General features: G+C 68.3%; 18 protein-coding genes. 8 read left to right on the top strand and 10 right to left on the bottom strand.

What is annotated here, in order from left to right; genetic code table 11:
• Nucleotides 1-16 precede the first annotated feature (16 nt).
• Both ACAG24_RS15895 and ACAG24_RS15890 read right to left on the bottom strand, forming a co-directional pair.
• On the bottom strand, nt 17-625 hold the full coding sequence (locus ACAG24_RS15895) for a GNAT family N-acetyltransferase (RefSeq protein WP_370473742.1): 609 nt from the start codon (nt 623-625) through the stop codon (nt 17-19).
• A complete protein-coding gene (locus tag ACAG24_RS15890) occupies nt 625-1,053 on the bottom strand; it encodes a CBS domain-containing protein (protein WP_370473743.1) in 429 nt (142 codons plus the stop codon). Before ACAG24_RS15890 ends, ACAG24_RS15895 begins: the two co-directional genes overlap by 1 nt.
• Nucleotides 1,054-1,170: 117 nt before the next feature.
• Between ACAG24_RS15890 and ACAG24_RS15885 the strand changes: the two genes are divergently transcribed.
• Together ACAG24_RS15885 and ACAG24_RS15880 are read left to right on the top strand one after the other, a co-directional pair.
• Nucleotides 1,171-2,178 (top strand): aldo/keto reductase, encoded by a 1,008-nt coding sequence (locus ACAG24_RS15885; RefSeq protein ID WP_370473868.1) that lies wholly within the window; start codon nt 1,171-1,173, stop codon nt 2,176-2,178.
• A 59-nt stretch (nt 2,179-2,237) separates the two neighbouring features.
• A complete protein-coding gene (locus ACAG24_RS15880) occupies nt 2,238-3,095 on the top strand; it encodes a ribonuclease Z (protein WP_370473744.1) in 858 nt (285 codons plus the stop codon).
• On the opposite strand, the gene ACAG24_RS15875 is transcribed toward ACAG24_RS15880, so the two are convergent.
• The 3 genes from ACAG24_RS15875 to ACAG24_RS15865 are packed head-to-tail and all read right to left on the bottom strand — an operon-like array spanning nt 3,092 to nt 6,519.
• On the bottom strand, nt 3,092-3,931 hold the full coding sequence (locus ACAG24_RS15875; protein WP_370473745.1) for a transglutaminase family protein: 840 nt from the start codon (nt 3,929-3,931) through the stop codon (nt 3,092-3,094). The two genes, ACAG24_RS15880 and ACAG24_RS15875, sit on opposite strands and share 4 nt — an antisense overlap.
• 31 nt (nt 3,932-3,962) lie before the next feature.
• Nucleotides 3,963-4,937 (bottom strand): alpha-E domain-containing protein, encoded by a 975-nt coding sequence (locus ACAG24_RS15870; protein ID WP_370473746.1) that lies wholly within the window; start codon nt 4,935-4,937, stop codon nt 3,963-3,965.
• A 13-nt stretch (nt 4,938-4,950) separates the two neighbouring features.
• Nucleotides 4,951-6,519, bottom strand: coding sequence for a circularly permuted type 2 ATP-grasp protein (locus ACAG24_RS15865; RefSeq protein ID WP_370473869.1), 1,569 nt, complete (start codon nt 6,517-6,519; stop codon nt 4,951-4,953).
• A gap of 263 nt (nt 6,520-6,782) precedes the next feature.
• Here ACAG24_RS15865 and rpsT point away from each other — a divergent pair, with 263 nt between their 5' ends.
• The gene (rpsT, locus tag ACAG24_RS15860) at nt 6,783-7,043 is read left to right on the top strand and encodes a 30S ribosomal protein S20 (protein WP_370473747.1); all 261 of its coding nucleotides are present in this window, start codon (nt 6,783-6,785) and stop codon (nt 7,041-7,043) included.
• Between the two features lie 58 nt (nt 7,044-7,101).
• Here the strand turns inward: rpsT and holA are convergent, their stop codons facing one another.
• Genes holA through ACAG24_RS15845 form a run of 3 tightly spaced genes read right to left on the bottom strand, consistent with a single transcriptional unit; the run spans nt 7,102 to nt 10,339 of the window.
• Nucleotides 7,102-8,061 carry a DNA polymerase III subunit delta gene (gene holA / locus ACAG24_RS15855; RefSeq protein WP_445206199.1) on the bottom strand — a complete coding sequence of 320 codons (960 nt, stop codon included), beginning with the start codon at nt 8,059-8,061 and terminating at the stop codon, nt 7,102-7,104.
• Complete coding sequence (locus ACAG24_RS15850; RefSeq protein ID WP_370473748.1) at nt 8,058-9,521, bottom strand: ComEC/Rec2 family competence protein; 1,464 nt, start codon at nt 9,519-9,521, stop codon at nt 8,058-8,060. Before ACAG24_RS15850 ends, holA begins: the two co-directional genes overlap by 4 nt.
• A gap of 5 nt (nt 9,522-9,526) precedes the next feature.
• Nucleotides 9,527-10,339: a ComEA family DNA-binding protein gene (locus ACAG24_RS15845; protein ID WP_370473749.1), complete on the bottom strand. Its 813-nt coding sequence runs from the start codon at nt 10,337-10,339 to the stop codon at nt 9,527-9,529.
• 138 nt (nt 10,340-10,477) lie between these two features.
• Here ACAG24_RS15845 and ACAG24_RS15840 point away from each other — a divergent pair, with 138 nt between their 5' ends.
• Genes ACAG24_RS15840 through ACAG24_RS15830 form a run of 3 tightly spaced genes read left to right on the top strand, consistent with a single transcriptional unit; the run spans nt 10,478 to nt 13,274 of the window.
• The gene (locus ACAG24_RS15840; protein ID WP_370473750.1) at nt 10,478-11,140 is read left to right on the top strand and encodes a hypothetical protein; all 663 of its coding nucleotides are present in this window, start codon (nt 10,478-10,480) and stop codon (nt 11,138-11,140) included.
• Nucleotides 11,140-12,285, top strand: coding sequence for an acyl-CoA dehydrogenase family protein (locus ACAG24_RS15835; RefSeq protein WP_370473751.1), 1,146 nt, complete (start codon nt 11,140-11,142; stop codon nt 12,283-12,285). The genes ACAG24_RS15840 and ACAG24_RS15835 overlap by 1 nt, the downstream gene beginning before the upstream one ends.
• Nucleotides 12,282-13,274 (top strand): acyl-CoA dehydrogenase family protein, encoded by a 993-nt coding sequence (locus ACAG24_RS15830; protein ID WP_370473752.1) that lies wholly within the window; start codon nt 12,282-12,284, stop codon nt 13,272-13,274. The genes ACAG24_RS15835 and ACAG24_RS15830 overlap by 4 nt, the downstream gene beginning before the upstream one ends.
• Nucleotides 13,275-13,277: 3 nt before the next feature.
• Here the strand turns inward: ACAG24_RS15830 and ACAG24_RS15825 are convergent, their stop codons facing one another.
• Nucleotides 13,278-14,081 carry an SDR family NAD(P)-dependent oxidoreductase gene (locus ACAG24_RS15825; RefSeq protein WP_370473753.1) on the bottom strand — a complete coding sequence of 268 codons (804 nt, stop codon included), beginning with the start codon at nt 14,079-14,081 and terminating at the stop codon, nt 13,278-13,280.
• Between the two features lie 72 nt (nt 14,082-14,153).
• On the opposite strand from ACAG24_RS15825, the gene ACAG24_RS15820 reads away from it, so the two are divergent.
• Both ACAG24_RS15820 and ACAG24_RS15815 read left to right on the top strand, forming a co-directional pair.
• Nucleotides 14,154-15,209, top strand: coding sequence for an NAD(P)H-dependent amine dehydrogenase family protein (locus tag ACAG24_RS15820; RefSeq protein WP_370473754.1), 1,056 nt, complete (start codon nt 14,154-14,156; stop codon nt 15,207-15,209).
• A 164-nt stretch (nt 15,210-15,373) separates the two neighbouring features.
• On the top strand, nt 15,374-15,676 hold the full coding sequence (locus ACAG24_RS15815) for a hypothetical protein (RefSeq protein WP_370473755.1): 303 nt from the start codon (nt 15,374-15,376) through the stop codon (nt 15,674-15,676).
• Nucleotides 15,677-15,800: 124 nt separating this feature from the next.
• Here ACAG24_RS15815 and ACAG24_RS15810 read toward each other — a convergent pair whose 3' ends face one another.
• Nucleotides 15,801-16,640, bottom strand: a complete 840-nt coding sequence (locus tag ACAG24_RS15810; RefSeq protein ID WP_370473756.1) for a DegV family protein — start codon at nt 16,638-16,640, stop codon at nt 15,801-15,803.
• Nucleotides 16,641-16,650: the final 10 nt, after the last annotated feature.

Below are 16,650 nucleotides of genomic sequence, written 5' to 3'. Positions count from 1 at the left end.
CCTCCGGCGGGGCGAGCTAGCCGGGTCGCCGCCACATCTGCCACATGGTCGGGCCGCCGCCGGGCATCGTGATCTCGCCGGTGACTCCGAAGCCGAACCGCATGTAGTAGGGCACATTCGATTCCTTGCTGGACTCCAAGTAGGCCGGCGCCCCTTCGGCATCGCACTTGTCGAGCCGCGAAGTCATCAACGCGTGCCCGAACCCGCCCCCACGCACGTCCGGATCGCTGCCGATCACCGCGAGATACCAGTGCGGCTCCTCGGGATGGTTCTTCTTCATCAACTCGGACATGCCCATGCCGCGACCGACCTGCAGGCCCAGCGCCAGCAGGAAGCTCGGCATCATCCGCATTTCCTCGCCCGGTGTCTGCTTCCAACGCCCCGGCGGATCCCACAGCGCCGCAGCGCCGATCGTGCCGTCCTTCGACCCGGTCTCCACCGCCTCGTTCCCCAGAAAGTGGTGGCGGATCATCGCCCCGAACACCCGCGGCAGCGCACGAGCGCGTCTGGCGTCGTCGGGGACCATCCACATCATCACCGGGTCGTCGAAGAACGCCCTCCCCAGCACACGCGACAGCTCAACCACGTCCGACTTCTGCGCGAAGCGGACATCGACGTCGGCCATCAGCCTTGAGTGATGTAGGCCTGGAGCTGCTCGTGTTCGCGCTCGAGCTCCTCCATGCGGGTCTTGACGACGTCGCCGATGCTCACGATCCCGGCGAGCCGGCCGTCCACCACGACAGGCACATGCCGCACGCGGTTGGTGGTCATCAGCACGCTCAGACTGTCGACCGAATCGTCGGGCGAGCACGTTGCCACCAGCGTGGTCATGATCTCCGACACGGGACGGCGGAGCAGGTCAGCACCCATGTCGTGGAGCTTACGCACCACGTCGCGCTCGGACACGATGCCGACGAGGCCGTCCGGCGACACCACCACCATCGCCCCGATGTTGTGCACCGACAGCTCCGTCAGAAGCCCGGCCACAGAAGTCTCGGGGGTGATCGTGGCGACCGTCGCACCCTTGCTGCGCAACACGTCGGAAATCCGCATCGACATCTCCCTGAGTGACCTGGCTCACATCAGGCTACTACTGTGCGGTTCGGCGCGGAACAGATCCGCCATCAGCCCGGTTACACCTCAGTATCCATTCCCGCACGAAAGGACACCATGCCGGAATCGATCACCCTCGGCGACGAATTATCGGTCAGTGCAATGGGTTTCGGAGGAATGGCATTGACCCCGGTGTACGGCGGAGCGATCGACGACACCGAATCGCTGGCCACCCTCCACCACGCCGTCGACGTCGGCGTCACCTTCCTCGACACCGCCAACATCTACGGCTCCGGCGACAACGAACGACTCTTCGCCCGCCTGCTGGCCGACCGCCGCGATGAGGTCACGCTCGCCACCAAGTTCGGCATCCAGGCCAACCCGGCCGAGCGCGCCGCCGGACGCGTCGCGCTGCGCGGTGACGCGGCCTACGTCCGCCAGTGCATCGACGAAAGCCTGCAGCGTCTCGAGACCGACGTCGTCGATCTCTATTACCTGCACAGGCGCGACCCGAATGTCCCCATCGAAGAAACCGTCGGCGCGATGGCCGAGCTGGTGGCCGCGGGCAAGGTGCGCCACCTGGGACTGTCCGAGGTCTCGGCGGCAGAGTTGCGGGCTGCCAACGCCGTTCACCCGATCGCGGCGCTGCAGAGCGAGTGGTCGATCTGGACCCGCGACGTCGAAGCCGTCATCGCCCCGGCCGCCGCGGAACTCGGCGTCGGACTGGTCCCGTTCTCACCGCTCGGGCGTGGGTTCCTCACGGGCACCGTGCGGTCGTCCGCCGACATGGGCGACACCGACTTCCGCCGGACCATGCCCCGCTTCACCGGTGCCGCGCTGGATGCGAACTTGAGCGTGGTCGACGCGGTGGCCGCGGTCGCCGAAGAGGCGGGAGCGACACCGGCACAGGTCGCGCTGGCATGGCTGCGCCACCGTGCCGACGCCCTCGGTGTGGCTTCGGTGCCGATCCCCGGAACGCGACGTGCCGCCCGGATCGACGAGAACCTCGCCTCGCTGTCGGTGAGCCTGACGCCAGAACAGGTCGACACGCTCGGCGCCGCAGGCGACGCGGCGACCGGCGCCCGCTACGCCGACATGTCCCACGTGGGCTCGAACCGCGAATAACGGGCGGCCAACCCGCGATTCCCGCGCGCTCGACCCCCTCGAGCGGTATACCTGGCGGCATGATCGAAGTGACGCTGCTCGGCACCGGAAGCCCCATCCCCGACGCCCGGCGCGCAGGCCCGTCGACACTCGTTCGGGCAGGTGGACAGACGTTCCTGATCGACTGCGGTCGCGGTGTCCTGCAACGGGCCGCCGCCGTCGGCGTCGGCGCGAACGCGATCACCGCGCTGCTGCTGACGCATCTGCACAGTGACCACATCGCCGACCTGGGCGACGTCCTGATCACCCGGTGGGTGTCGAACTTCGCGCCCGACCTGCCGCCACTGCCGATCATCGGCCCGCCGGGTACCGCCGAAGTCGTCGAGAACATGTTGAAGGCGTTCAGCTACGACATCGGCTATCGCATCGCCCACCACGCCGACCTGACGGCACCGCCGCCCGTCGAGGTCGAAGAGGTGACCGGCGGCGTCGTATGGGGTCGCGACGAGGTGACCATCCGGGTGGGCCCGACCGATCACCGGCCCGTCGCTCCGACCATCGGATTCCGCATCGAGCACCACGGCGCGTCGGTGGTACTCGCCGGCGACACGGTGCCCTGCGAGGGACTCGACGAACTGGCCGCCGGCGCAGGGGCTCTAATACACACCGTGATCCGCCGCGATCTGATCGACGCGATGCCGATGCAGCGCATCCGCGACATCTGCGACTACCACTCGTCGGTCGAGCAGGCCGCCGAGACCGCCGCCCGCGCGGGCGTCGGGATCCTGATCCTGACGCATTACGTGCCGACGCTGCAGCCCGGCCAGGAGGACGACTGGCGCGCGTTGGCGGCGTCGAAGTTCGACCGCCAGATCGAGATCGGCGACGACCTTCACCGTGTCGAGGTCCACCCGGGCGTGTGCGCCCGCACCACTTAGGCCAGCCGGGTGATCTCGACGATCACGTCGAGGTCGGTTGACCCTTCGCCCGAGTAGATCCCTTTCAGCGGAGTCACATCCGAATAATCCCGGCCCACCCCGACGCTGACGTACTGCTCGTTGATCTCAGAATCGTTTGTCGGGTCGTAGTACCACCACTCCCCCGTCCACGCCTGGATCCAGGCGTGGCTTTGCCCGTCGACGGTGTCGCCGACTTTGGCGTTCTTCTTCGGGTGCAGATACCCCGACACATAGCGGGACGGAATACCCATGCTGCGCAACAGGATCAGCGTCAGGTGTGCGAAATCCTGGCAGACGCCTTTGCCTTCGCGCAGCGCGTCCACCCCAGAGGTGTGCACGCCTGTGGTACCCGGGACGTAACTCAGTTCCGCCTGCACCCAGCGCGCCGCCTCGATGACGGCCTCAGCGGGTTCGTGGTACTTCGCGATGCGCCTGCCGACCCGCTCGATGCGCTTGCTCGCGGGAACGTAGTGGGTCGGGGCGAGAACCTCGTCGTACTTGTCGATCACCGCTTCGGTGCCCAGATCCGGCCAGGTGACTTTGTCCCGGGGCGCCTCGGGCCGGTCGGTCTCGACCACCGAGGAGGCCGTCACCTCGAGTTCGGTGTGCGGCGCGTGCAGGTCGAACGCCGTCACCGCGGTACCCCAGTAGTCGACGTACCGGTAGGACCTGGTCGCCGGAACCGTCTCGACGCGGTTGAGGATCACGTTCTGCCGGGAGTCAGAGCGGGGCGTCAAACGTGCCTCGTTGAACGAGGCTGTCACCGGCGACTTGTAGGCGTAGCCGGTCGAATGCACCACACGCATCCGCCACATCAGAGTCTCCTCTTCGCGCAAGCGCTCATCGTTAGATCTCTCCCTCTTCGATCACCAACGCGTTGTGCCCCGCATCCGTCCAGGCAACCCACGGTGCAGAGTGGAAGTACTGCAGCGACAACGCTTCTCCGACATCGAAGCAGGTCTGCTGCAAACCGGCCAGCCGCTCCTCCAGGGAGTCCAACAGCACTCCGGGCTGGAGGAACTCGAGCTCGCTTCGCGCCCGGCCCAGCAGGCGCTGAGCCTCGGCGGTCGCACCGAGACGGTTGTGCGGTCGGTTCATCAGCTCGTCGAGGCTGTGCTCGGCCAGTCGCAGCGAATAGAAGATCGAGCGTGGGAAAAGGCGATCCAGCAACATGAATTCGACCACCCGGCCGGCGTCGAGCACGCCGCGGTATGTCCGCAGATAGGTGTCGTGCGCACCAGCGGACCGCAGCAGCGTGACCCACGCGGGTGAGGACGCGCTGTCCCCGACGCGGGAAAGCAGCAGGCGCACCGTCATGTCCACCCGCTCCAGCGCCCGCCCGAGCACCATGAAGCGGTAGCCGTCGTCACGGCTGAGGGTGGAGTCGGCCAACCCGGCGAACATCGCTGCCCGGCCCTCGACATAGGACAGGAATTCGTGCGGGCCCAGTCTCTTGGCGGCGCGTTCCCGCTCGGCCAGGGCGTTGTACGTGGTGTTGAGGCACTCCCAGATTTCGGTGGAGGTGACCTCTCGTGCGCCACGGGCATTTTCGCGCGCCGCCGAGATCGCCTCGACAATCGAACAACCCCCGTATGTTTCGCGGCTGAACGCGACGATGTCGGTCAGCGACCACACGTCGAGACGGTCGTCGGGCGGCTCGATGCCGAGGACTCGGAGCAGCGTGCGCGAGGCGAGGTCCGGATCGACGCTGGAGTCCTCCAGCAGCTGGTGAACGGTGACATCGAGAATCCGGGCGGTGTCGTCGGCGCGCTCGACGTAGCGGCCGATCCAGTACAGCGATTCAGCGTTTCGTGCCAACATGTTTCAGCGCCCCCTACTGCTGATTCTGCTGTTGCTGCTGGTCCTGAATGCTGTCGACTTTGCCGTTCTTGCTGCCGTTCTTGCCGGCAGCAGTCGGCAGCGAGCGCACCACCTCGGCCGCGGCGAGCTCTCGGTCGGCGACCGACGTGCGCGAGGCGAGCACCCAGGTGTCCTTGGAACCACCGCCCTGGCTGGAGTTCACCACCAGCGAGCCCTCCGGCAGCGCGACGCGGGTCAACCCGCCGGGCAGCACCCACACGTCGTTGCCGTCGTTGACGGCGAACGGACGCAGATCGACATGGCGCGGCGCCAGCTTGTCGTCGATCTGGGTCGGCACCGTCGACAGCTGCATCACCGGCTGGGCGATCCAGCCGCGCGGATCGGCGATGATCTTCTTGGTGATCGCCGCCAACTCCTTCTCCGACGCGTCGGGTCCGAAGACGATGCCGTAGCCACCCGAACCCTCCACCGGCTTGATCACCAGTTCGGCCACACGGTCGAGCACCTCTTCTCGTTCGTCGTCGAGCCAGCACCGGAACGTGTCGACGTTGGCCAGTAGCGGCTTCTCCCCGAGGTAGTACTCGATGATGGTGGGGACGTAGGTGTACACGAGCTTGTCGTCGCCCACCCCGTTGCCGACAGCGCTGGAGATGACGACGTTGCCCGCCCTCGCGGCGTTGAGGACCCCGGCGATGCCGAGCACGGAGTCGGGCTTGAACTGCATCGGATCGAGGAAGTCGTCGTCGATGCGGCGGTAGATCACGTCGACCTGACGTTCACCTTCGGTGGTGCGCATGTAGACGGCGTTGTCGCGGCAGAACAGGTCGCGCCCCTCGACCAGCTCGACGCCCATCTGGCGGGCCAGCAGCGAGTGCTCGAAGTAGGCGGAGTTGTAGACGCCAGGCGTGAGCACGACGACCGTCGGATCGGCGACGTTATTGGCGGCGGCGTTGCGCAGCGCGCGCAGCAGATGAGAGGAGTAGTCGCCGACGGCACGCACCCGGTGGGTGGCGAACAGATTCGGGAACACGCGCGCCATGGTGCGGCGGTTCTCCATGACATAGGAGACGCCCGACGGCGAACGCAGATTGTCTTCGAGGACCCGCCAGTTGCCCTGGGCGTCGCGGATCAGGTCGATGCCCGCGACGTGGATGCGCACACCGTTGGGCGGCACGATGCCGACGGCCTCGCGGTGGAAGTGCTCGCAGGAGGTGACGAGCCGGCGTGGGATGACGCCGTCGCGGAGGATCTCCTGCTCGCCGTAGATGTCGTCGAGGTACATCTCCAACGCCTTGACGCGCTGGCGGATGCCGCGCTCCAGCCTCGTCCACTCGGCGGCCGAGATGACCCGCGGCACCAGGTCCAGCGGGAAAGGCCGCTCCTGACCGGACAGCGAGAACGTGATGCCCTGGTCGATGAACGCGCGACCGAGCGCCTCGGTGCGGGCTTCGAGCTCGGAGACGTCCGACGGGGCCAGCTCCTTGTGGATGCCCTTGTAGGGGCCCCGGACGTTGCCGTGGGCGTCGAACATCTCGTCGAACGCCTTCGAGTACGACCCGAGTTTGTTGTATCCCCCGAAAATCCCGTCGTGCCGCCTGGCAGCTGCCTTCGCGGCGGTTTTCGCCGGCCGTACCGTTTCGGTCGCCAAGATGTCCCCTACTCTTTCCCGGGCGCACGTTGCGCGAGCATCCGAATGCCATGCTGCAGCATCCCGGCCATTTCGGCAGGCCAGTGCATCTCGCTTTGGGGGTTTTACCCACTCGCTGCTACCCTGAACAGTCGCTGCCCCCGTGCGGGCGCCCCGAGACTTCAGCAACCCTGTCGAGATTTAGAAGGAATACACGCGTGGCCAACATCAAGTCGCAGCAGAAGCGAATCCTCACCAACGAGCGCCGCAGGCTGCGCAACAAGTCGGTGAAGTCGTCGCTGCACACTGCGGTCCGCGGCTTCCGGGCGGCCATCGATGCCGGCGACAAGGAGAAGGCCGGCGAGCTGCTGGTGTCGACAAGCCGCAAGCTCGACAAGGCTGCCAGCAAGGGCGTTATCCACAAGAACCAGGCTGCCAACCGCAAGTCGGCGCTCGCCAAGGCCCTCCAGAAGATCTGAGCGACGGGCTCAGCCCCCAGCTCTCTTTCCGCTCAGTCGTTGACCAGCACGCCGGCGATCATTCGCTGACCAGTTGGGCGACTGAGCGGACTGCTTTTTCCAGCGCGTAATCGGCGTCGGCTGCGGCGCCCTTCACATCGGCGTTGAGCGCGGCCACCAGCCGCACCGCCTCCGCCACCGAGTCCCGCGACCAGCGCCGAGCCTGTTTCTGCGCCTTCTGTACGCGCCACGGCGGCATGCCGAGTTCGCCGGCCAGCCGGTACGGATCCCCTGACAGCGGACCGACCCGCGCGATCGTGTGGACCGCCTCGGCCAGCGCGTCGGCGAGCACCACGTGCGGTTCGCCGGCGGTCATCGCCCAACGCAGCGCCTCCGCAGCCCCCGCGACGTCCCCGAGCACGGCCTTGTCGGCGATGTCGAAGCCCTTCACCTCCGCCCGCCCGGAGTGGTACCGGCGCACCGCCGCCGCGTCGACCGTTCCTCCTGTGTCGGCCACCAGCTGCGAGCACGAGGAAGCGAGCTCGCGAAGGTCCGAACCGACCGCGTCAAGCACGGCGGTCACCGTCGCGTCGTCGACCTTCACGCGCAGCGCGCGGAATTCCTTGCGGACGAAGTCGGCACGCTCGGCGGCTTTCGTGATCCGCGCGCACGGATACACCTCCGCTCCCGCCTTCTTGAGGTGATCGGCCAGCGCCTTCGCCCGACCGCCGCCGGAATGCACCACCACGAGCATGGTGCCTTCCGGCAGATCGGCTGCGGCGTTCTGAATGAGGGCGACGGCGTCCTTACCGGCTTCGGCGGCGGCCTCCAGCACCACGACCCGCTCGTCGGCGAACAGCGAAGGGCTGAGCAGTTCGGCAAGCTCGCTGACGCTGACCTCTCCCGCGCGCATGCGATCGACGGGCACGTCGGACGTCCCTGCGGCCGCGCGGGCGCTCTTGAGGACCTCCGCGACCGCGCGTTCGACCAGAAGCTCCTCATCGCCCAACACCAGGTGCAGGCCCGCCACTCGACTCACCGGTCGATGGTGCCACGTCGCTCCGACACCGCCCAATGCCACACCACCCCCAGTGCCACCGCCGCGGCCGCGACGGTCGCCGCGCCCGCGACGCCCGACGGAACCGGCACCGACGCGGCGGGCAGCCCCGCCGCATAGCGCGCCACGCTCAGCAACCACCACACCTCCGGGCCGGTGAAGCGGATGAGCAGTTCGGCACCTGCCGGCCACAGAGCGCACAGGGCGGCCGCAGCGGTCCCGATGACGGTGATCGGTGGGATCACCGGTGCCACAACGAGGTTCGCTGCAACGGCGACCAGGCTGACCGAGCCCGATACCCCTGCCACCAGCGGCGCCGTGACGAGTTGCGCAGCCAGCGCCACGGCTACCGCGTCGGCGAGTGGTTTCGGCCAGCCCCGCCCGGTGAGCCGGCGCGACCACGCCGGGGCGAGCACCACCAGCGCCGCGGTCGCCGACGCCGACAACGCGAAACCGACATCGACGGCCAGTCGCGGCGCACCGATCATCAGGGCGATCACCGTCGCCGCCAATGCGGGAAGCGCCTGGCGCCGCCGGTGCGCCAACACCGCCACCAGCGTGATCGCGCCCATCACGGCGGCGCGCAACACACTCGGCGACGGCTGGACGATCACGACGAACGCCACCAGCGTCACCGCTGCCAGCCCGACCGCGGCCCGCGGACCGATCAGCAGTGCGGACATCAACACCGCCCCGCAGACGATCGTCACGTTGGCCCCCGACACCGCCGTCAGATGCGTGAGACCTGACACCCGGAACTCGGCCGTCGTCTCCGCCGGCACCGCAGAGGTGTCGCCGAGGACCAGCGCGGGCAGCATGGCGGCCTCGCCGGCAGGCAGCGCGAGGCGGGCGGACTCGGCGAAGCGCGTGCGCAGGTGGTGGGCCGCCCGCTGGATCGGGGCCGCCTCCCCCCGCACCGGCGCGCCCGTTGCCGAGAGCACCGCGACGGTCAGGTCGCGCCGCTTCGGCCGACCGACCTGCGCACGGAACGCCGCCGGCTGTCCCGCCGTCAGCGTCGAGTAGTCGGCACCTGACGCGAAAACCAGGACGTCGCCCGAAGTTTCGGCCCCGTCGAGCACCAGTAACGACCCGCGGATCATCGTGCGGCCACCGACGAGTACCCGCGGCGTCTCCGCCGGCTTCACCGTGACAGAGGTGATCGAGCCGAAGTACGTGGTGATCGGGTGATCGTGGACCGCGCCGACCCGCACCGACACCGCAACCGCGAAGCCACCTCCGACGAGCGCCACCGCCAGCACGCCCGCCGCCAGGGCTCTGCGGTCCAGACCACCGGCACTTCGGCGCGCGCCCCACCAGCCTGCGAGGACGGTGCACGCCACCGCACCCAGGGCCGCCGCGGCGGCACCGGCCTGCAGCCACAGGATGCCGGCAGCCGTGACCGCCCAACTGGTCAACGCGGCCGGGACGAGTCGCAGGTCCACGGCGGTCAGACACGGACGCGGTCACGCAGCTTGTCGAGCCGGGCGGGTCCGATGCCGTCGACGTCGCCGAGCTGATCCACGCTGCTGAAGCGGCCGTTGGCATCCCGCCACGCGATGATCGCCGCGGCCGTCACCGGCCCGACGCCGGGCAAAGTGTCCAGCTCTTCGGCGGTGGCCTCATTCAGGTCGATCAAACCTGTTGGTGCCGAATCGATTTCAGCGGAACTCTGATGCGCCGGAGGTGACTGCTCCGCCACGACCGAGCTCCCCATCTCGGCCGGCTGCCCGGGCGGCGCGCCGATGCCCACCACGATCTGTTCACCATCGGCGACGCGGCGGGCCATGTTCAGGCCCAGCACATCGGCGCCGTCGAGGGCACCGCCGGCCGCGTCGAGCGCGTCGGCGATCCGTGCGCCTGGGGCGAGCGTGACCAGCCCCGGCGTGTGCACCAGACCGACGACGCTGACCACGACCGGCTGCGCGGGGCCGGCCGGGGAGCTGCCCGATGTCGGGGCGGCCGAGGATGCCATCTCGACGGGAGGGAGCTTGGCCGAGACGACTGCGGGCGGGCTGTCCCGGACCAGCGTCAGCACCGTCACAAGGACCGCGACGGCGCCGATGACGCCGAGCGCCACGACACCGGCGCGGCCCGGGTCGGCACGGACCTTCGACAGCCACGCCGACGGGCCCGCCTGCGTCTGTGTGGGCAGCCATCGAGACAGCGACGTGTCCGAGGGCTCGTCGTCATCCGCGGCATCGGCGTCGTTGCCTGATCCGAGGCGGCGTCTGAGACGGTCGGAGGGCAGTTCGGTGGACATGCGGCGACGGTATTCCGCCCCGGCGACGGTGGCGGTCCGCCACAGAGCCGACGGGCGCGGCCTGTGGATGAACTCGGCATTGGGGACAGCGGGCCCGATCGTGGCCCGCGTTTGCGGTGGCTACCATTGCTCTTTGAGATGAATCGCCGAGCCCCGATGATCGCAGGTGTCGCGTTCGCGGTGCTCTACGCCGCAGCCGTACTGCTGCTTGCCGCCCTGCCCAACCCCGATCCCGGCGTCGTCCGTGTCCAGGCTCTGTTGCTGACCTTTTCGGCACTCGCCGTCGCGGTCGTCCTCGCGTTCGCTCGGGACCGCCTTGTCGGACCGCCCGCGCACCTGTTCACCATCGGATCGGCCGTGACCGTCGCACAGATCGGCATTTCGGTGTGGTTCGTCGCCGGCCCCGCGCTGCGCCCCGGGCAGGTGACCGTCGGCACCGCACGGGCCATCGGCGACATCGGGGCCATGTGGCTGCCCGTCGCCACGATCGCCAGCATCCTGGTCGCCGTCCCGATTCTGTTGGCCGCCAACGAAGGTCAGCTGCCGCGCTGGCTGGGCACCGCCGCCGCCGTGTACACCGTCGAGCAACTGATCGAGACGATCACCGTCATCGGGCCCCCCGGCAGCTTCATCTCCCCCGGCGGACCGATGAACCATTACCTGGGCGGCACGCTGACAGCGGCGTTCTTCCTTGCCCTGGGGATCGCGCTGACACCGCGCGAACCGGTCGCGGCGGTGCCCCCGCCGGACGACAGCCCGACCGAGGACATGACCGCCGCCGAGGAAAGCCGAGGAGACTGATGGCGCTACCGCGACTGGTACCACCGTCCACCGCCGACGCCTCCGCCGGTGGGGCCCTGCGAACCGAAGTGCGCCGGTTTCTTGCCGACCAACTCGCCGCCGGCACCTTCACGCCGTCCCCCGACGCATGGCTGAGCAGTTGGGACGAAGACTTCACGCGGGCGCTGGCCGACCGCGGATGGCTCGGCATGACCGTGCCCGTCGAGTACGGCGGGCACGGCCGCTCGTTCCACGAAAGGTTCACCGTCACCGAAGAACTGCTCGCCGCGGGCGCCCCGGTGGCGGCGCACTGGATCGCGGACCGGCAGATCGTGCCGTCACTGCTCAAGTACGGAACCGAGTTCCAGAAGGCGGAGTTCCTTCCGAAGATCGCGCGCGGCGAGTGTTTCTTCGGCATCGGCATGAGTGAACCGGATTCGGGTTCTGACCTTGCCAGCGTGCGCACCAAGGCCGAACGCGTCGACGGCGGTTGGGCACTGACCGGCACCAAGGTGTGGACCTCGGGTGCACACCTCGCCCACGCGTTCATTGCGCTCGTCCGCACCGAGCCCGTCGATCCTGCGCATCGCCACGCCGGACTGAGCCAGTTCATCGTCGATCTGCGCGGGCCGGGCGTCGACATCCGCCCGATCGTGTCGATGAACGGCGCGCACCACTTCAACGAGGTGATCCTCGACAACGCCTTCGTGCCCGACAGCATGGTCTTCGGGACGATCGGCGAAGGCTGGCAACAGGTCACCTCCGAGCTGGCCTTCGAACGCAGCGGGCCCGAGCGGTTTCTCTCGACCTTCGTCCTGCTGGCCACATGCGCAGAAAGCATGGCAGCGCACGCTATCCCGCACAGCGACGACCTGGGCCGCCTGGTCGCCCGCGTCGCCGGACTACACCAGATGTCCACGGCGGTGGCAGGAGCGTTGGAACGGCACGAACCCGCCGACGTCCCGGCCGCCGTCGTCAAGGTGCTCGGCACCACGACCGAGGGTGACATCGCCGAGTTCGCCCATCTCTCTGCCGAATCCGCAGCGGGACAGGACTTGTGCACGATGGCGAATGCCGCAGTGGATCAGCGTCCCGGGTTCACGCTGCGTGGCGGCACCAACGAGGTGTTGCGCGGGGTCATCGCGCGCGGTCTGGGGATCCGATGACAACGCCCGGGGTTGAGCCGGCGCTCGCCGAGATGATGGATGCGGTGTTCGCCGAACACGGCCGGGATGCGGAGCTGTGGCGCCGGCTCGACGAGCTCGGTCTCATACGCCTGACCGGCGCCGAAGACTCCGGCGGCAGCGGTGCCGGCTGGATCGAGGCCGCCGAACTGCTGTCCGCGGCGGTGCGACACGGAGTTCGGATCCCGTTGGCCGAGCACGATTTACTGGCCTGCTGGCTCCTCGAAGCCGCCGGTGTCGGATGCGATACGGCGACGCGGACGGTGTGCGTGTTCGACGAGCGCGGCCTCGCGAGTGACGTGCCGTGGGCCTCGCGTACGGAACGGATCGTCGCCGTCTGGCCCCGCGACGGCGGCCACGCCGTGGCCGACATCGCCGCCGACCACGTGACGATCACCCCCGGCGCCAACATGATCGGCGAGCCCCGAGATGGGGTGGCCGCCGACCTGACGACGCTCGACGGGGTCCTCGTGGGCGACGAACTGCTGGCACAGTTGCGGCTGAGGTCGGCGCTGGTGCGGTCGATTCAGGTGTGCGCGGCTCTGGACCGTGCGCTCGAGCTGTCCATCGAGCACACGACATCGCGGCAACAGTTCGGGCGGCCGCTGGCCAAGTTTCAGGCCGTTCAGCATCAGATCGCGGACATCGCCGCCGAAGCCGCGCTGGCGCGGAGTGCGACAGAGTCGGCGCTGTCGGTTGCCGCAGCCTCCCATTGGTCCTCCCCCTCGCTGGAGTTCCTTGTCGCAGTTGCCCGTTCATGCGCAGGTCACGCGACGACCGTGGTGGTGCGCAATGCCCATCAGGTTCACGGCGCGATCGGGACCACCAGGGAGCATCGTCTCCACGAGTTCACCCGTGCCGCGCTGGCATGGCGTTCGGAGTACGGGTCGGTGCGCCACTGGGATCGGATGCTGACCGACATGGCTGTGCAGTCGGGCACCGGGGGGCTGTGGAGTCTGATCTGCCCGTAGCTCCTAGCGGACGACCACCGAACTGGGAACCCGCGGGGCTCCCAACATGTCCCGGTGTGACGGCGGTGTCCGCCCTTCATCGGTGATGCCGTAGCGGGCTGCCATTTCGGCCGCGATCACCGTGTGGCCGCTGATGTCGGCGAGGTCCGGATCGCGGTAGAGTCCGTCGATCACCCGCCCGGCGAACTCAGGCGTCTCGGCCTGCTGGGCGAACGTGTCGAGTGCTTCGGGGTTGCCGTCGAAGGCCGACCGGAGCTTGTCGGTCAACAGGATTCCCATCCAGACCGCCACGGTCGCGACGCCGGTGCCCCGGAAGTCGACCGCCATGTCGGCCGCCATCTTGTCGACACCGGCCTTTTGCGCGCCGTAGGCGGGCCCGTGCATGTAGCAGACCGACCCCGGCGACGATGTGAAGGCGATGAGGCCGCGTTCCTGCTCCGCCAGCAGCGGAGCCGCGTACCACGACGCGATGTAGGCCGACCGCAGGCCGACGTCGAGGACATCGGCCAGATCGCGGGGCTTCTCCCAGAAGGGTTTCGGGCTCACCAACGCATCGGAGATCACCGCGGCGTTGTTCACGAGGAGGTCGAGGCGCCCGGCCTCGGTGCTGACACGCTCGAACATGCGGCCGACGGCGTCGTCGTCGCCGTGGTCGACTCGGATCCCGACGCCCCACGCGGGTGCCTCGGGGACGGTACGGCCGGTGCCGTACACGTGCCACCCGAGCGACGCCAGGGCCGTCGCGATGCCCAGCCCTGCCCCGCGGCTCGCTCCGGTCACCACGGCCACCGGCGCCATGTCGCTCATGCGGTCACCTTAGAGGCAGTAGCTTGCTCGTTGAAGGAGAAGCGACACTCGACGAGGAGGGCCCTGCCTGCCATGTCCACCACAACCGACCGACCGCTGCGCGTCATCCAATGGACCACCGGCAACATCGGACGACGCTCGCTGCACGCGATCATCGGCCGCGACGACATGGAGCTCGTCGGCGTCTTCGCCCACGGCGCCGACAAGGTCGGGGTGGATGCCGCCGACCTCGCGGGCTGGGCCGAGCCGACCGGGGTGAGGGCCACCAACGACATCGAAGAACTGGTCGCCCTGAAACCGGACGCATGTTGTTACAACCCGCTGTGGCCCAGCATCGACGAGTTGGTGCGACTGCTGGAGTCCGGGATCAACGTGTGTTCGAGCGCCGCGTGGATCACCGGCGGCAAGCAATCGCCTGAGGATCTCGACCGCATTCGAAAAGCCTGCCAGGCAGGCAACTCCACGATCTTCGGCAGCGGCGCCCACCCCGGGATGAGCAACCTCGTCGGCATGGTGCTGTCCGGCTCGTGCGAGCGGGTGGACGAAATCCGCATCACCGAGTCTGTCGACTGCTCCACCTATGAATCCGCGGGCACCCAGACCGCGATGGGTTTTTCGCAGGATCCCGACACCCCCGGACTCGCCGAGAACGTGCGTCGCGAGAGCGAGGTGTTCGCCGAGTCCGCGGCGATGATGGCCGATGCGATCGGCGCGAAACTCGACCGTATGACCTTCGATGTCACGTTCACGCCGGCGACGGGCGACAGCGACCTCGGCTTCATGACCATTCCCGAGGGCACCGTGGGTGGCGTCATGGGCTATCACCGCGGCTGGGTCGGCGACCACAACGTCGTCAGCGTCGGATTCAACTGGATCATGGGCGAACACGTCACGCCGCCCAAGCCCCTCGAACACGGGCACGTCGTGCAGGTGTTCGGTCTGCCCAACATGCGGACCGTGGTGCACTGCCTGCCGCCCAGGGACTGGACCGAGCCGGGCTTCATGGGCCTGGGCATGATCTACACCGCCCTGCCGGTGACCAATGCTGTGCCCGCGGTCGTCGCGGCGAAACCGGGGATCGTGACGTTGGCCGACCTTCCGCCGATCACAGGGCGGTCCTCGGTCTGAGGGCACGGTGGGTTCCTGCCACGGCAGCATGCAATTTCTGCCACTGGAATTATTCGCCTGAGCTGCGGGTTTAACCGGTCAGATCGGAAAGATCTACACGACTCAAGTCGAAACCGCGCGACTCGCTCCACGGCTGTCGACCCAACAGGGAAGAGAGCAAGACCATGAAGAAGCTCAGCATCACCACCGCCGCCGTAGCCGGATTGTCCGCCGCCGTCCTGGGTTTGGCCGCCCCCGCCCTGGCCGCACCCACTGGCGCCGGGGACGCGCAGGCCACCATCGCTCAGCTGGAGGCCGACGGTAACCGCGTCATCGTCCAGAAGCAGTCCGACGTGTCACTGGCCGACGCCGACGTCGTGAGCGTCAACCGCGGCGCCCCCATCCGCGGGACCGTCATGGACGACTTCAGCGACCGCACGTACCAGCAGACGATCACGGGCTACGTCTACTACGTCAACGTCCGCTGAGCGGACAGTCCAGCACAAGTCCGCTGAGCGGACAGTCCAGCACAAGTCCGCTGAGCGGACAGTCCAGCACAAGTTCGCTGATCGACGAACCAAAAGGGGCGCCTCCTCGGAGGCGCCCCTTTCGTCATGCGGGAGCCACCTGGACAGCGACGCCGACAGCACCGCCGCCGACATGCACCGACAACACCGGGCCCATGTCGGCGACGGTGAGGGACGAGAGCTGCGGAAGTCGTTGTGTCAGTGCGGCGCCGAGCTGGTCGGCGGCGTCGTGGTTGTCGACGTGATGGACGACGACATCGGCGGCCCGCTCACCCACCACCTCCGCGACACGCTCGATCAGCGCGGCGTGCGCCTTGCTCACGGTGCGAATGCGTTGGTCCAGCACGAGCCGCCCGTCGACGTCGAGACACAGCAACGGTTTCAATGCCAGTGCCGTTCCCAGCCATGACGCCGTGGTGCGGATCCGCCCACTACGGCGAAGGTTGTCCAGACGGTGGACGACCAGAAAGACGTGTGAGCGGGTCAACGCCGATCGTGCCGCGGCCTCGACAGCGTCGATGTCGCCACCGGCGGCCGCACGCGCGGCGGCGGCCTTGGCGACGAACCCGACGCCCATGGCGGCCGAACGCGAATTGACGACCCGCACCGACGCCCCGAACTCCCGCGCCGCGGTCGCGGCCGCGCTGTAGGTGCTCGACAGCGCGGCCGAAAGATGTACCGCGACAACGCCGTCCCCGCCGCTGTCGGCGAGCGCCTGACGATAGGTGTCGACGAGTTCGGCGGGCGAGGCACCCGCTGTCGTCACCTTCGGACGGTCGTGGATGTCGAACGGGATCTCGTCGATACCGTCACGCAGATCGGTCCCGTCGACCAGTACGTGCAGCGGAACCTCGCGGATGTCCCACCGCTTGCGTTCATCGGATTGCAGGCGCGACGACGAGTCGCTGACCACGACGACCGGCATGTGCGGCTTG

It is taken from the genome of Mycobacterium bulgaricum, assembly GCF_041287165.2.
Lineage (GTDB): Bacteria > Actinomycetota > Actinomycetes > Mycobacteriales > Mycobacteriaceae > Mycobacterium > Mycobacterium bulgaricum.
Note: the sequence above shows the minus strand (reverse complement) of the source record. Positions and strands in the feature narration are given on the sequence as shown.

What these genes read in the sequence shown, in the direction of transcription:
- ACAG24_RS15830 (WP_370473752.1), top strand. Translation starts at nt 12,282, where the DNA reads ATGACAACGCCCGGGGTTGAGCCGGCGCTCGCCGAGATGATGGATGCG.
- ACAG24_RS15875 (WP_370473745.1), bottom strand. Translation starts at nt 3,931, where the DNA reads ATGTGGCGGATGCGTGTGGTGCATTCGACCGGCTACGCCTACAAGTCG.
- ACAG24_RS15835 (WP_370473751.1), top strand. Translation starts at nt 11,140, where the DNA reads ATGGCGCTACCGCGACTGGTACCACCGTCCACCGCCGACGCCTCCGCC.
- ACAG24_RS15890 (WP_370473743.1), bottom strand. Translation starts at nt 1,053, where the DNA reads ATGCGGATTTCCGACGTGTTGCGCAGCAAGGGTGCGACGGTCGCCACG.
- ACAG24_RS15845 (WP_370473749.1), bottom strand. Translation starts at nt 10,339, where the DNA reads ATGTCCACCGAACTGCCCTCCGACCGTCTCAGACGCCGCCTCGGATCA.
- ACAG24_RS15820 (WP_370473754.1), top strand. Translation starts at nt 14,154, where the DNA reads ATGTCCACCACAACCGACCGACCGCTGCGCGTCATCCAATGGACCACC.
- ACAG24_RS15815 (WP_370473755.1), top strand. Translation starts at nt 15,374, where the DNA reads ATGAAGAAGCTCAGCATCACCACCGCCGCCGTAGCCGGATTGTCCGCC.
- ACAG24_RS15810 (WP_370473756.1), bottom strand. Translation starts at nt 16,640, where the DNA reads ATGCCGGTCGTCGTGGTCAGCGACTCGTCGTCGCGCCTGCAATCCGAT.
- ACAG24_RS15825 (WP_370473753.1), bottom strand. Translation starts at nt 14,081, where the DNA reads ATGAGCGACATGGCGCCGGTGGCCGTGGTGACCGGAGCGAGCCGCGGG.
- ACAG24_RS15870 (WP_370473746.1), bottom strand. Translation starts at nt 4,937, where the DNA reads ATGTTGGCACGAAACGCTGAATCGCTGTACTGGATCGGCCGCTACGTC.
- ACAG24_RS15880 (WP_370473744.1), top strand. Translation starts at nt 2,238, where the DNA reads ATGATCGAAGTGACGCTGCTCGGCACCGGAAGCCCCATCCCCGACGCC.
- ACAG24_RS15885 (WP_370473868.1), top strand. Translation starts at nt 1,171, where the DNA reads ATGCCGGAATCGATCACCCTCGGCGACGAATTATCGGTCAGTGCAATG.
- ACAG24_RS15840 (WP_370473750.1), top strand. Translation starts at nt 10,478, where the DNA reads ATGAATCGCCGAGCCCCGATGATCGCAGGTGTCGCGTTCGCGGTGCTC.
- ACAG24_RS15895 (WP_370473742.1), bottom strand. Translation starts at nt 625, where the DNA reads ATGGCCGACGTCGATGTCCGCTTCGCGCAGAAGTCGGACGTGGTTGAG.